Annotated in this window: 12 protein-coding genes and 5 pseudogenes; 16 read left to right on the top strand and 1 reads right to left on the bottom strand. The window is 49.5% G+C overall.

Features of this window, described 5'->3' with window-relative positions; genetic code table 11:
• The first annotated feature begins 46 nt into the window (after positions 1–46).
• The 13 genes and pseudogenes from gmk to ACYF68_RS09960 all read left to right on the top strand — a co-directional run bounded on the left by gmk (position 47) and on the right by ACYF68_RS09960 (position 11,975).
• A complete protein-coding gene (gene gmk / locus ACYF68_RS10020) occupies positions 47–670 on the top strand; it encodes a guanylate kinase (RefSeq protein ID WP_461046660.1) in 624 nt (207 codons plus the stop codon).
• On the top strand, positions 670–864 hold the full coding sequence (gene rpoZ / locus ACYF68_RS10015) for a DNA-directed RNA polymerase subunit omega (protein ID WP_380571652.1): 195 nt from the start codon (positions 670–672) through the stop codon (positions 862–864). The genes gmk and rpoZ overlap by 1 nt, the downstream gene beginning before the upstream one ends.
• Positions 865–936: 72 nt before the next feature.
• A pseudogene (gene coaBC / locus ACYF68_RS10010) lies at positions 937–2,126 on the top strand (bifunctional phosphopantothenoylcysteine decarboxylase/phosphopantothenate--cysteine ligase CoaBC).
• Positions 2,126–4,508: pseudogene (gene priA / locus ACYF68_RS10005) on the top strand (primosomal protein N'). The pseudogenes coaBC and priA overlap by 1 nt, the downstream one beginning before the upstream one ends.
• Positions 4,509–4,520: 12 nt before the next feature.
• A pseudogene (locus ACYF68_RS10000) lies at positions 4,521–4,999 on the top strand (methionyl-tRNA formyltransferase); the annotation flags it as partial.
• Positions 5,000–5,011: 12 nt separating this feature from the next.
• Entirely contained in the window at positions 5,012–5,464 is a 453-nt protein-coding gene (locus ACYF68_RS09995) for a methionyl-tRNA formyltransferase (RefSeq protein WP_461047578.1), read from the top strand.
• Between the two features lie 45 nt (positions 5,465–5,509).
• Entirely contained in the window at positions 5,510–6,040 is a 531-nt protein-coding gene (locus tag ACYF68_RS09990; protein ID WP_461046658.1) for a transcription antitermination factor NusB, read from the top strand.
• Positions 5,983–6,732 carry a methyltransferase domain-containing protein gene (locus ACYF68_RS09985; RefSeq protein ID WP_461046656.1) on the top strand — a complete coding sequence of 250 codons (750 nt, stop codon included), beginning with the start codon at positions 5,983–5,985 and terminating at the stop codon, positions 6,730–6,732. The genes ACYF68_RS09990 and ACYF68_RS09985 overlap by 58 nt, the downstream gene beginning before the upstream one ends.
• 25 nt (positions 6,733–6,757) lie before the next feature.
• Positions 6,758–7,860 (top strand): annotated as a pseudogene (rlmN, locus tag ACYF68_RS09980) (dual-specificity RNA methyltransferase RlmN).
• 2 nt (positions 7,861–7,862) lie between these two features.
• Positions 7,863–8,609, top strand: a complete 747-nt coding sequence (locus tag ACYF68_RS09975) for a Stp1/IreP family PP2C-type Ser/Thr phosphatase (protein WP_461046654.1) — start codon at positions 7,863–7,865, stop codon at positions 8,607–8,609.
• On the top strand, positions 8,606–10,219 hold the full coding sequence (locus tag ACYF68_RS09970; protein ID WP_461046653.1) for a protein kinase domain-containing protein: 1,614 nt from the start codon (positions 8,606–8,608) through the stop codon (positions 10,217–10,219). The genes ACYF68_RS09975 and ACYF68_RS09970 overlap by 4 nt, the downstream gene beginning before the upstream one ends.
• Positions 10,220–10,633: a hypothetical protein gene (locus tag ACYF68_RS09965; protein WP_461046651.1), complete on the top strand. Its 414-nt coding sequence runs from the start codon at positions 10,220–10,222 to the stop codon at positions 10,631–10,633.
• 70 nt (positions 10,634–10,703) lie between these two features.
• Positions 10,704–11,975 (top strand): cytochrome P450, encoded by a 1,272-nt coding sequence (locus ACYF68_RS09960; RefSeq protein ID WP_461046649.1) that lies wholly within the window; start codon positions 10,704–10,706, stop codon positions 11,973–11,975.
• A gap of 140 nt (positions 11,976–12,115) precedes the next feature.
• Here ACYF68_RS09960 and ACYF68_RS09955 read toward each other — a convergent pair whose 3' ends face one another.
• Positions 12,116–12,421 (bottom strand): rhodanese-like domain-containing protein, encoded by a 306-nt coding sequence (locus tag ACYF68_RS09955; RefSeq protein WP_461046647.1) that lies wholly within the window; start codon positions 12,419–12,421, stop codon positions 12,116–12,118.
• A gap of 87 nt (positions 12,422–12,508) precedes the next feature.
• On the opposite strand from ACYF68_RS09955, the pseudogene rsgA reads away from it, so the two are divergent.
• From rsgA to ACYF68_RS09940, 3 genes and pseudogenes are all read left to right on the top strand, one after another.
• Positions 12,509–13,373, top strand: a pseudogene (gene rsgA / locus ACYF68_RS09950) (ribosome small subunit-dependent GTPase A).
• Complete coding sequence (gene rpe, locus ACYF68_RS09945) at positions 13,374–14,009, top strand: ribulose-phosphate 3-epimerase (RefSeq protein WP_461046645.1); 636 nt, start codon at positions 13,374–13,376, stop codon at positions 14,007–14,009.
• 12 nt (positions 14,010–14,021) lie between these two features.
• Positions 14,022–14,648 (top strand): thiamine diphosphokinase, encoded by a 627-nt coding sequence (locus ACYF68_RS09940; RefSeq protein ID WP_461046643.1) that lies wholly within the window; start codon positions 14,022–14,024, stop codon positions 14,646–14,648.
• Positions 14,649–14,651: the final 3 nt, after the last annotated feature.

Here is a 14,651-nt window from a genome sequence, read left to right as displayed (position 1 = left end):
GTTATGGTACATTAGGAGATAATCACAAATAGAAAGGTTACGTGTTATGACTTCAGAAAAGGGATTGCTGATTGTACTCTCCGGCCCGTCGGGCGTGGGGAAAGGCACGGTCAGAAAGGCGATTTTCGATCATCCTGAGACTGACTTCAAGTACTCGATCTCCATGACGACAAGGGAGAGGCGAGAAGGGGAGACGGATGGCGTCGATTATTTCTTCAAGAGCAAAGCAGAATTCGAAGCATTGATTGAAGCAGATAAATTCATTGAGTATGCTGAGTATGTGGGCAACTACTACGGCACTCCGGTGGATTATGTGGAGGAGACCATGTCAAAAGGGCATGATGTATTCCTGGAGATAGAAGTCGAAGGGGCAAAGCAGGTGAGGGAAAAGTTCCCTGAGGCCTTGTTCATCTTCCTGGCCCCACCGGACCTCAGCCAGTTGGAGCAGCGTCTTGTGAACAGGGGGACGGACTCCCCTGAGATCATCAAACACCGCATTGATGAAGCGAAAAGAGAACTTAAGATGATGAACCTTTACGATTATGTCGTAATCAACGACGATGTGGACACTGCGCGCGGACGGGTCCAATGCATTGTCGAAGCGTCCCATATGAGACGGGCACGTGTAGAATCCAAATTGAGAAAAATGTTACTGGAGGTCAATCAATAATGCTATATCCATCCATACACGATCTGAAGAAAAATGTCGATTCGAAATATCTGGTTGTGACGATGGCTGCCAAACGGGCACGTCATCTCCAGGACGAACCGGATGACCTTATCTTGGAAGAGTACAAGACTTTGAAGACGGTCAGCCGATCGCTTGAAGAAATTGCTGCAAATAAAGTTAAGGCAAGAAACTAGCTGACAAATTTTGTCAGCTTTTTTTAACAGCCCATCGCTATAGCACGGGGCTATATTCAAAGAGGTGAGAGCATGGCAAATATCGTTATCGGCGTGACAGGCGGAATCGCCGCCTATAAGGCGGTCGACTTAACAAGTAAGCTGATTCAAGGTGGACACCAGGTTCGTGTCGTCCTAACGGAAAATGCACTTGAATTCATCACGCCGCTCGCTTTCCAGGCAATAAGCCGCAATCATGTATACACTGATACCTTCAAAGAAGAAGACCCGTCGGTGATTTCCCACATCAACATCGGGGAATGGGCGGATATTATAGCAGTAGTGCCGGTGACGGCAAATACAATCAGCAAGCTGGCCAACGGCATCTATGACAATATGCTGCTCAATGTGTTGGCGGCAAATCCAAAACCGGTGGTGCTTGCGCCGGCGATGAACGTCCATATGTATAACCAACCAGCCGTACAGAGAAATATGGAAGTGCTTACTAAAGACGGGTACCAATTCATCGATGCAGAATCTGGATTCTTGGCATGCGGCTATAATGCCAAAGGCCGCATGGCAAATGTACCGGATATAAAAGCCTATATAGAAGCCCAGCTTGAACAAGATGATCGGATGTCTGGCAAGAAAGTGCTGATAACAGCAGGGCCGACACAGGAACCTCTGGATCCGGTGCGTTACATCACCAACCACTCAAGTGGCAGGATGGGGTATGCCCTGGCCGAAGCGGCGGCTGATAGAGGGGCAAAAGTCGTATTGGTCAGTGGTCCAGTCAATTTAGAGGCACCCGGGGCGTCGAAGTCGTCGATGTTGTAACGGCAGAACAGATGTGGCGCGCAGCAGATAGCCATATGGATGCCGACCTTGGCTTGTTCACTGCAGCAGTCAGCGACTTTGCCCCGGTCTCCATGCAGGATCAGAAGATGAAGAAGCAGCAGGGGACAGAGCGGATGACCATTGAGATGAAAAAGACACCGGATATATTGAAGCATGCTGGGCTCCATGCCAAGGATATGTATGTGGCAGGATTTGCAGCAGAGACGGAAAATGTTGAAGCATATGCGCAGGATAAACTGAAACGCAAGAATGCCGACTGCATCATCATGAATGATGTGTCCAATCCTGATATCGGCATGAACAGTCCGGATAACGAGGTGGTCATGCTGTTCAAAGATGGCGACAAGGTACCATTTGAAAAGATGGATAAACAGTCGCTCGCTTCTGCCATCATGGATACGCTGCTCGACAGGTGGCTGGACTGATGTATGCTTCTGTAATAGTGGATATCCCGAGTAAAAGCGTAAACCAAGTCTTTGACTACCGTGTTCCGGAAGGCATGCTGGATATACTCAAGGTCGGCCACCGCGTACTCGTACCTTTCGGGCGACGTACCATCCAAGGGTATGTGATGAAGCTCAGTGAAACGACTGACTTCGACCCGGGACGGATCAAGGAAATCGCACGTACGCTTGATATCGCGCCCGTCTTGACGGAGGAGATGGTGGTCATCGCCAAACACCTCGCAGACTACTATATCGATCAGTATATAAGCGTCATAGAAACCATTTTGCCGGCAGCGCTGAAGGCAAACTACAAAAAAGTGCTGCGCTTGGCTGAAGGGCATGGAGCGGCAGCCCAAAATCTCCTCGAATCCCATCAGCAGGGTGGAGAGGTGGAGACGAGACGTCTACCTGCCCCAGTGTTGGAGGAAGCTGCCCCCTACCTCGCGTCCGGGGAAATAAAAGAAGAGACAGTGATCACGCAGCATACGAAAAAGAAGACGGGCCTTGCAGTCTATTCCCTACGTCATCCAGAAGTCGAACTGTCACGCGCCAAAAGCAGCAGGAGCTGTTGGATGTGATCGAATCCAGCTCGGAGCCGATATTCATCAGGGACCTTGCCGCTGAAGGGTTCTCCAACCATCTGGTCAATGAACTCGTCCGCAAAGGATATGTAGAGAAGATCGAACGGCAAATGGAACGGGATCCTTATGCTGATAGGGTGTTTACACTGGACCCGCCGAAAGTGTTGAATGAAGAACAGCAGCATGCCTATGACCGCATCGCTGAAACGATGGATGCAGGGGAATCGAAGACCTTCCTGCTCCACGGCATTACAGGCAGCGGCAAGACGGAAGTCTATCTCCAGGTTATCCAAAAGGTGATGGATGAAGGACGAAATGCCATCATGCTGGTGCCGGAGATTGCGTTGACACCGCAGATGGTCAACCGCTTCAAAAGCCGATTCGGTGATGATGTGGCGGTCCTCCATTCCGGGCTTTCCCACGGGGAGAAATACGATGAATGGCGCAAAATAAAAGAAGGCCGTGCACGTGTGTCGGTCGGGGCCAGAAGCAGTGTCTTTGCACCCTTTGAGAATATCGGCGCCATCATAGTGGATGAGGAGCATGAAACGACATACAAGCAGGGAGATCGCCCCATGTATCACGCCACCGAAGTGGCGAAGTTCAGGAGCCGGTACCATAATTGCCCCCTGATACTTGGGACGGCGACGCCGAGCCTCGAAACTTACGCCCGTAGTGAGCGGGGCGTCTATGAGCGGCTTGAACTGACGCAGCGGGCCGGAACAAAAGTGCTGCCTGAGATCCATGTGGTGGATATGGCGGAAGAGCATCGCGGGGGCAACACCTCGATCATTTCACAGACGCTAAAAGAAGCCATCGACCAGCGCATCGAGCGGGGTGAACAGACTGTGCTGCTGCTCAATAGGCGGGGGTATTCGAACTTTCAGATATGCCAAAACTGCGGCTATGTGCCAATCTGTCCAAACTGTGACATCTCCCTCACCTACCATAAATCAAACAGCAGTCTGCTGTGCCATTACTGCGGTTATGAATCGGCAGTCCGCCGGATATGCGAAAACTGCCAGAGAGTGACGACGTCACCTTCAGGGGCACGGGCACCGAGAAGGTAGAAGAAATACTGCGCGATATGTTCGATGCTGAAATCGTCAGGATGGACAATGATACGACAAGGCGGAAAGGCATGCATGAAAAGCTGCTGCACCAGTTTGAAGAAGAAGAGATACCCATCCTGCTCGGCACTCAGATGATCGCCAAAGGGCTCGACTATCCCAAGGTGACGCTTGTGGGCGTGCTGAATGCAGACACGATGCTCAATCTTCCGGATTTCAGGGCCAATGAAAAGACATACCAGCTGCTCACTCAAGTATCGGGCCGCGCGGGACGCCATGCTTTGTCGGGGGAAGTGATCTTCCAGACCTACAACCCGAGCCATTATGCAATCCAGCTGGCAAAGGGGAACGACTACAGGCAGTTCTATGAAAAGGAGATGGCATTCAGACGTCTGGCACGCTACTCACCATTTTATTTTCATGTATTGTTTACCGTGTCGAGCGAGGATATCTCAAAATGCCTCAAAGCGACGAGTCATATCCATGATGCCCTGGTGGACGCTGTCTCGGACAAGTCCATCATAGTGGGGCCATCCCCAAGTCCGCTTGAGAGGATCAACCGGCAGTATCGTTTCCAGATAATGCTGAAATATAAGAGGGAGCCGGCACTGCTCGAAGTTTTGGGGGAATTGGATGAATACTATCATGAAGCATATCGTACGGAAGGTGTCTCACTCCGGATAGATGTGGATCCGCAAGTCATCATGTAGGAGGAATTTATAATGACGGAAACAATCATTTTTATGGGGACCCCGGATTTCTCGGTGCCCATATTAAAAAAGCTCCACGAAAAGCATAACGTCGCGCTGGTCATCAGCCAGCCGGACAAGCCGGTTGGCAGAAAAAGGGTGCTGACCTCCCCGCCGGTCGCAGAAGCAGCAAAAACCCTCGATATTCCACTTTTCCAACCTCAAGACATCAGGCACGAGGAAGCGGTGGATCAGATCAGGGAAATGGCTCCGGATCTGATCATCACCGCAGCCTACGGGCAGATCCTCCCAAAGGCGCTGCTAGACATTCCGCGTCTCGGAGCGGTCAATGTGCATGCCTCCCTGCTGCCGAAACATAGAGGCGGCGCCCCATCCATAGGGCAATCATGGAAGGTGATGCGGAAACTGGCGTAACACTTATGTATATGGCTGAAGGGCTCGACAGTGGCGATATCATCACAAGCGTAAAGACCAGCATCACACCTGAAGATGATACAGGAACATTGCATGACCGCCTGTCACACCTTGGTGCAGAGCTTCTCAATGAGACACTTCCTGCATTGCTGGCAGGGACGAATGCCCGGGTTCCACAGGATGAAGCGCAGGTCACAATCAGTCCGAATATTTCCAAAGAAGATGAACAATTGGACTGGGAAGACAATGCGGAGCATCTGTTCAATCATATACGGGGGTTATCCCCATGGCCCGGCGCCTATACTGAAATGGATGGCAAACGTCTGAAGATATATGGTGCGCGACTACTTGAGAAGCATTCAAAGCGTCAACCCGGCACCATCGATTCGGTGACGGAAAACGGCTTCACCGTGGTGGCAGGAGACCGTCGGCTGATTGAGGTCACACAAGTCCAGCTGGCTGGGAAAAAGCGGACTGATGCCTCGGAATTCACAGCAGGCAGGCAAAACTTAGAAGGCACAATACTTGGGGGTATCAGCTAATGTCATTACGTAAACTGGCCCTCGATGCATATAGCCGGGTGATGGATGAGGGGGTACTCCAACATCGTCCTGAACGATATAATCAAGAGCCATCCTTTAGAAGCGAATGATAAAGGGTTGCTGACTGAAATCGTCTACGGCACGATCGCAAAACGGCTGCATATCCAATATCAGGTCAGACCCTTTATCCGCACAAGGCTCAAGCGGTGGCAGCGCAATCTGATAGAGATTACAGTCTATCAGATCATGTGGTTGGACCGTGTGCCGAACTACGCCGCGATCAATGAAGCGGTGGAGATCGCCAAAGCATCAGGCGGACCAAAAGACGCCAATGCCATAAACGGTATACTGAGGAATTTCGAAAGATCTCAGAGACAGGACATCACCGCCATCAAAAGCGCCACAAAGCGGTTGTCCGTCGAAACGAGCATCCCAGAATGGATCATCTCCCATTGGAAGACCCACCACGGCATCGATGGCGCCCGTAGAATAGCGGAGGCATTGGACAGTCGGCCCAGATGTATATACGCACCAATACATCACGCATTACACGGGAGTCGCTCCTTTCGAAATTGACGACAGAAGGCTTGAAGGCGACCCCTTCAGATATTCATCCCGACGCCATTGAAGTGGATGGTGATATCCTGAAATCAGAGGGCTATGAAGCAGGGTTGTTCAGCATCCAGGATGTCAGTTCGATGCTCGTCAACGAAGCCCTTGAACCGGCGGTGGATGATGTCATCCTTGATGCCTGCAGTGCGCCAGGCGGCAAAGGACTGCACGCCCTTGAGAAGGCCACCAGCGGTCATGTCGATCTGAGTGATGTACACGCGCATAAATTGCCGCTTGTGACCCAACATGCCAAACGACTGGGGTTGTCGAACCTCGAAGTTTTTCTGGCAGACGCAGCCCAGGATGAATATCCGAGACTGTATGATAAAATCATAGTCGATGCGCCATGCTCAGGTCTCGGGGTGATGCGCAGGAAGCCGGAAATCAGGTATGAGCGCACTGCAGAAGATGTAGAAGCGCTTGTCAAACTTCAGCTTGAAATTTTATCCAACGTAAAACAATACTTGAAAAAAGGCGGCGTGCTCATATATTCGACATGCACCATCCATCAGATGGAAAATGAGAATGTGGCCTATACTTTCAAAAAGGAAAATGACGATATCGAGTTTGATCCGTTCAGATTGAAAGCATTCGATTTTGAAGGGCCATATCGCCAGATTCTGCCCAGGAAGCAGATACAGATGGCTTCTTTATAGCCAGATTCAGGAAGAAGGAATAGAAATGATAAAAAGACCAGAAAAGAAACCGATTAAAGATTTTCAGCTGCCGAACTTCGACCGACCGTCGATCTACACCTTAAACCTCGATGAATTGGAGGCATTGGCAGTCGAATGGGGAGAAGAGCGGTATCGCGGTGCCCAAATATTCGAATGGCTCTATATTCATCGTGTAGACCAGTTTGAAGAAATGCTGAACCTGCCTAAGGATATGCGCCAACGGCTGTCCGAGATGTACAGCATCGAGCCGCTGGAAACAGTGGTCAGGCAGGAAAGCAAGGATGGCACCATGAAGTTCCTGTTCCGCCTAAGGGATGGCTATACCATCGAAACAGTACTGATGCGCCATGATTACGGCAACTCCGTGTGCGTCACGACTCAGGTTGGCTGCCGTATAGGCTGCAGTTTCTGCGCGTCGACGCTCGGGGATTGAAGCGTAATCTCGAAGCGGGTGAAATTGTCTCGCAGATCGTCCAGATTCAGAAAGCGCTGGACGAAACGGATGAACGTGTGAGCAGCATCGTCATCATGGGCATCGGTGAACCGTTTGAAAACTACAACCAGATGATGAAGTTCCTGCGTATCGTCAATCATGACGATGGACTCAACATCGGCGCACGCCATATCACGGTATCCACAAGTGGCATAGTGCCCCGCATCTATGATTTTGCAGAAGAAGATATACAGATCAATTTTGCCGTGAGCCTGCATGCAGCGGATAATGATATAAGGACACGGTTGATGCCGATCAATAAAGCTTATGATATAGAGAAATTGATGGACGCCTTGAAATATTACCAACAGGAGACCGGCCGTAGAATCACTTTTGAATATGGCCTTTTCGGTGGCGTCAATGACCAGCCTGAACATGCACGCGAGCTTAGTGAATTGATCAGCGGGCTGAAATGCCATGTCAATCTCATACCTGTCAACCATGTACCGGAGCGGAACTATGTACGCACTACAAGAGATGATATCTTCACATTTTTGGAGACGCTCAATGAGTGCGGTGTGAACGCGACGCTCAGAAGGGAGCAGGGGACCGATATAGATGCCGCATGCGGCCAGCTCCGTGCCAAGGAATCCAAGGAAGAAACGGGGGAATAGCAATGAAGGCAGTAGAAGACAGCATCAAGGGAGACCACCGCAGCTTGAATGAAGATGCCACCGGCATCTTCTATAATGGAACAGATCAGATGCTGCTGCTTGTTTCCGACGGGATGGGCGGCCATGAGCATGGTGATGTCGCCAGCAGGTTTGCACATGACGAGGTAAAGGCAGCATGGGAAGAGCAGAATCTGTTCGACGTCGAGCAGGCGGTCGAATTTTTGAGGCATCTTGTGATGGATGTCAACCGCAGGATGCATGAATACCAGGAGGAATATGCAGAGTACCGCGGGATGGGCACGACTCTCGTCCTGGCGGCAGTGATTGATGAAACCCTGCTTATTTTGAATGTGGGGGATTCAAGGGCATATGTGATGAACGCCCGCTCCATCGAACAGGTGACGAAAGACCACTCATTCGTCAACATGCTGGTCGATGCCGGAGAGATTACTGAAGCGGATGCAAAAGTGCATCCTAAAAGGAATATAATCACAAAAGCACTTGGCACCGACCGCCTCATCCAAGCAGATGTCTTCAGGTTACGGAACAAACAATATAATCATCTCCTGCTGGCTTCTGACGGCCTGACGGATGAAATGGATAGCGGAGAAATCCATACAATCGTGTCAAAGCCGGACATTCCGCTTGAGGATAAGCCGGGACATCTTATAGAATGTGCACTCAAAAACGGCTCTACGGATAATATCAGCCTTGTATTGGCTGAATTGAAGGCAGGCAATCAGGTGTGATTGGAGAAATCGTTTCAGAGCGCTACAGGGTGATTGAATACCTCGGCGGTGGCATGAGCTCCGTTTACTTGGCTGAGGATATCATCCTGGACCGGGAAGTGGTCGTAAAGCTGATCAAAGTGGATCATCATAACCGCGAGAAATCCGTGGCGCGGTTCCAACGTGAAGTCGAAAGTACGATCCAACTCTCCCACCCAAACATCGTCAGCGTTCTGGACGTTGATGAGACGGATATGTATCACCTGCTTGTAACCGAAGTGATCCATGGTCCGACGTTGAAGCAGTTCATCGAAGATAACCATCCTGTGCCAGTAGCTGAAGTACTGAGGATATGTGGCATGTTGCTCCGTGGCATCAGGCATGCCCACGGTGCAGGCATCATCCACAGGGATATCAAACCCCAAAACATTCTGATGGATGAAAAGGGGCAGGTGAAGATTACAGACTTCGGTATCGCAAAGGCTCTGAGTGACACACGCATGACTGAAACCAACCAGGTCATGGGTTCTGTGCAGTACATATCCCCGGAACAGGCAAAAGGCAACCAGACGGATGAACGGACAGATATCTATTCATTCGGGATTGTATTGTTCGAATTGCTTGCCGGCCGGCTGCCGTTTGAAGGGGAGACCCCGGTTTCAGTGGCATTGAAGCATATCTCAGAGCCCTTTCCGGACATACTGGAATTCAGGGATGTGCCGGAAGCGCTTGTCCGCATAATCGGTAAGTGCACTGAAAAGGATCCCCATAACCGCTATCGTCAAGCAGATGAAATACTCAATGATATCGCTGCATTCAATTCCGGTACAGTGTCTGAACCCCACCCTAGGCCAAAGCCCCCAATCAGCCCTCACGGAGAAGGGAAGAAAAATCGAAAGCTGTGGCTCATTCCGTTGTTGGCAATGTTGCTTCTGCTGCCGACATTGTTCTATTTCCTTGTCATGGACCAATCGTCCATCCTCCCCGACATGACCGGTATGCCGATTGAAGATGCCGGACAGATACTTGAAGAAAATGATTTGGAGATGGGTGAGACGATCGAGGCGTATGACCCTGAAATGAGTACTGGCTCGATCATCAGGACCGTACCACGGGCTGGTGGGAAAGTGGATAAGGGCACTCCAATCGATATTATGGTCAGCCGTGGAGAAGCGCCCTATGAAATGGAAGATTTTGTCGGGGAATACTATGAAGATATCAAAAGTGACCTGGATGCACTTGGGTTCAGCAGTGTCGAAGTGGAAAAGATACCCGATACTTCAAAGCCTGAAACGGTACTTTCACAGTCCATTGGGGCTGGAATGGAAGTCACCCCTGAAGAACATGAGCTAGTGCTTGAAGTGTCTTCAGGAATGGAGATGCCAGCTTTGACGGGACTTTATCTTGAAGATATGCAGGCTGATATCGAAGCGATGGAATTCAGCTCATTTGAGGTTGAAGAAGTATACGATTCATCTGAACCCGGGACGATAGTAGAACAGTCAATAGAATCAGGTGTCCTTGTCGACCCGTCTTCAGACAATTTGAAGCTGACCGTTTCAAAAGGTTTGGAGATGATAGAAGTGGAGGATTATAGGGAGAGCAACTGGAGGAAGCAGAGGCGGCACTGATTGAGGCAGGATTTGAAGTGGATATCATCCAGGAAGCCCACAGCGCAGACTTTGAAGAGGGTCAGGTCATGGGCAGTCCCCGCATTATGGAGAATTCACAAAGGGATCCACAATCGATATAATCAAATCCCTCGGACCGAGTCCAAAGACGAGAAGCAATTCGCCAAAGAAATATTGATTCCATACGACGATGAAGATCAAGACGCGGACTCAAAAGAAGAACGTCCAGCCCGTACTGTGGAAATATACATTGACGACAAAGATAATGATATTGATGATGTATTCGATACACTGGAAATCGATTCGGATCATGAGTATACAATCAATATGATCATCGAAGAAGATGAAACCGGCCACTACCGCATCGATGTCGATGGTGAGACCATCAAAGAGGATAAGGTGCCCTACAAATGATTGAAATGGTGGCATAAGCACAATCATTTATATATAATGGATTAGGAATAATGAAATTGGAGGAGAACTTATGAGCACAATAAAGAGAGACAAAGGTCTCGATAACACGCTTAAGGCAATGAAGGAAGGTTACCTTTACACCACGAATCAAAGAAAGCGCCTTGGTGCAGAAAACATTTTTGAAACAAGGGGTCTTGGCGGTAAGCGCATCCTCGTCCTCAGTGGTAAAAAGGCTGCTGAAACTTTCTACGATAATGATAGGATCGAACGTTCCGGCACTCTGCCAAAGCGTATCGTGAACACTCTATTCGGTAAAGGTGCCATCCACACGACGACCGGCAAAAAACATATAGACAGAAAAGCACTCTTCATGTCGCTTATGACAGAAGGCAACCTGAAATACTTACGTGAACTTACACGCAACCATTGGTACATGAACACCCACCGCATGGAACAGATGGGCCGTGTCAACATCTATCGCGAATCCATCGTCCTGCTTACTAAAGTAGGTACCAAGTGGGCCGGTGTACAGGCTCCAGAATCTAAGATTGAAGAAATCGCAACGGATATGGACATCATGATCGATTCCTTCAAAGGCCTAGGTTCCAAGTTCAAAGGCTACAGGGAGTCCGTCAAAGCACGTCACCGTGTTGAGGATTGGCTTGAAGACCAGATCATCCAGACCCGTAAAGGCAAGATCCATCCTCCAGAGGGAACGGCTCTTTATGAGTTTGCACATTGGGAAGACTACAAGGGTAACCCTATGGACTCAAGACTCTGTGCCATCGACCTGATGAACACGTTCCGCCCTCTCATTGCAATCAACCGCTTCGTATCATTCGGTCTGCATGCGATGAATGAATATCCAATTTCAAGGGAAAAAATCAACAACGAAGAAGATTACGCGTACATGTTCTCACAAGAAGTGCGCCGCTTCTACCCATTCGTGCCATTCCTGCCGGGCAAAGCGAAGACGGACTTCAACTTCGATGGACATGATATAGACAAAGACACTTTCCTTCTGCTCGATGTCTATGGCACCATGCACCGCGACGATGTCTTCGAAAACGCGAATGAATTCCGTCCTGAACGCTTCATTGACTGGGATGGCAGTCCATTTGACCTCATTCCGCAAGGCGGCGGCGACTACTATACGAACCACCGTTGTGCGGGTGAGTGGATGACAGTCATCATCATGGAAGAGACGATGAAATACTTTGCCGGCAAAATTTCATATGATGTACCTGAGCAAGATCTCACCGTTGATCTGAACAGCATCCCGGGCTACGTTAAAAGTGGCTTCATCATTGAAAATGTCAGAGAAAACGTCGACCGTAAATAAATTCAAATGCCCCCTTCCGCCATATGGCGCAAGGGGCATTCATTTATGGGCAAATTGTCATTTGGCCCTGCCTACCAAGAAATGGTGGCGCAATGAAAGGAGTCTCTCCCGCCTTGGGACAGACTCCTTCGTGCATATGGCTAGAATGTATCGAGTGGGCCGTCATAAGCCAGTATGCCGCCTTCGACATTCAACGCTTTGTAGCCGTTATCAAGTAAATGGTGCTGTACTTTCTCACTTCTCTTGCCGGATCTGCACATTACATAATACGTCTTGTCCTTATCGAGGGATGAAATGGCATTCTCGAAGTCCGACATCGGATAATGTTCGGCACCAGGCACGAAGCCTGTCTCTTCCAGTTCATTCTTTTCCCTGACATCGATCAGGACTTTATCCTCGTCTTGGATTACATCTTGCAGTTCACTAGCCTCAATTGACTCTGACACAGTAATACCTCCTTTTATGGTGCTAGTGATATTTTATCATAAAGAGGGTAACTGTTATAATAAAGTAAAATCAATCAGGGGTGACGTATGCTTAAAGGAAGAATAATCAAAGCATTGAGCGGATTCTACTATGTAGAGGCCGAAGGGAGTATATACGCGACAAGGGCGAGGGGCCTGTTCAGGAAAACCAAAGAGTCCCCCTCGTCGGCGATAGTGTAACATTTCAGGTGGAGAATGATATGGAAGGGTATATAACGGCGATAGATCCCCGCAAAAACTCACTTGCGCGGCCACCAGTCGCCAATATCGATCAGCTGTTGATCACAATGAGCATGAAATCCCCTGAATTCAACTATTATCTTCTGGATCGATTCCTTGCCTACGCAGAAGCGCATGATATGGAACCGGTCGTCATCATCACCAAGATGGATCTGGCTGATGACGATTTCGATGCTGAAGCGTTGAAATCGGTCTATAGCGGTATCTATCCGGTCCATTTCACCGACCGAGGTTCCATCGCCCGGGATCTGGAAATGATCTTCAAGGATAAGATCAGTGTCTTGGCTGGTCAGTCCGGAGTGGGGAAATCGACTCTACTGAATACATTCCTGCCAGCACTCGATCTTGAGACTGCAGAAATCTCCAACGCTTTAAATCGTGGAAAACATACGACGCGCCATGTGGAGCTGATGGATATTGCCGGCGGCAAGATTGCAGATACCCGGGATTCAGCACGATAGAATTTACAGGTCTCGATAAATACAATCTCAAGTTCTGTTTTCCGGATTTCAATGTACACAGTGAGAAATGCAAATTCAGGGAGTGTCAGCACATCAAGGAACCTAAGTGCGGTGTCAAGGAAGCCGTGGCGAACGAAGTGCTGGCCAAGACGCGCTATGACAGTTATGTAACGATTTATCATGAAATTGAAAACAGAAAGGTAAGATATTGAATGGATAAAATATTACCTTCCCTGCTTGCCGGGGATTTTGCGAACCTAGGACGCGATATTGATAGGATGGAGGCAGCTGGTGCCGATATGTTCCATCTTGATGTCATGGACGGCCAGTTTGTGCCGAACATATCATATGGACTGCCTGTGATCGAAGCCATCAGTAAGGTCTCCAACATACCGCTCGATGTGCATCTGATGACCCTTCAGCCCGACCAGTTCATCGAAGAACTGAAGCGGATGGGCGTCGCTATGGTGTCTTTTCACGTTGAAGCGACGCATCATCCGCACCGACTGATCCAAAAGATCCAGCAAAATGGCATGAAGGCGGGTATCGCACTAAATCCACATAGTGCCGTGTCTGAGCTTGAATACCTGCTTCCAGATCTTGATTTCGTCCTCATCATGACAGTGAATCCAGGCTTTGGCGGACAGGCATTCATCAGCCAGTGTGTGGGTAAGATCACCGAACTTGATGGGATGAGGAAAGCGCACAACTACCAATTTGACATCGAAGTCGATGGCGGCATAAATGATGAAACGGCAGCTATATGCAGAGATGAGGGGCAAACCTGTTCGTCAGCGGTTCCCATCTGTTCAAGGCAGAGGACCCTGCCGCAGCAATCAGCCGGTTGAGGGGATGATGACATGCATATCAACGTGTTAGTCCGTGAATCTAAAAAGGGCATCATGGAAGCCATCAGGCCCGGCGAATGGGCCGGGGTGGATCGCGGTGCGTATCTTCTGCTTAGGGAAGGCATCCACCCGAAGTATACTTATGGGGATTTCGATTCTGTAGATGATGGAGAATGGACGTTCATCACCAGACATATGGCGGTGACCCCTGTGCCGACGCGGAAAGACGATACGGATTTGGAGATATGCCTGAAAGATCTTGTGGCAAAAGGATACTTGAGCATAGATGTATACGGGGCGACGGGTGGCAGGCTCGACCATACTCTTGCCAACATCTTTCTGTTGACGCACAGCAGTTTCAGCAAGGCGAACATTAGGCTCATCGATCACCAGAATATCATGCAGCTGCTCCCGGCAGGCCGGCACACGGTAACAAAAGCTGAAGGCATGCGCTATGTCTCCTTTCTGCCATTGGCTGCAGGTGGGAACTTGAGCTTGGAGGGGTTCGAATATGATTTGGATGACGCCGAACTTGAAGTTGGCCGGACATTGACGATAAGCAACGAATTTAAGGAGGAATATGCTTCGGTGCATACGGATGCTACCATAATTATGGTACAATCCAGAGATGACCGTTAAAGG

It is taken from the genome of Salinicoccus sp. CNSTN-B1 (genome assembly GCF_054792835.1).
Note: the sequence above shows the minus strand (reverse complement) of the source record. Positions and strands in the feature narration are given on the sequence as shown.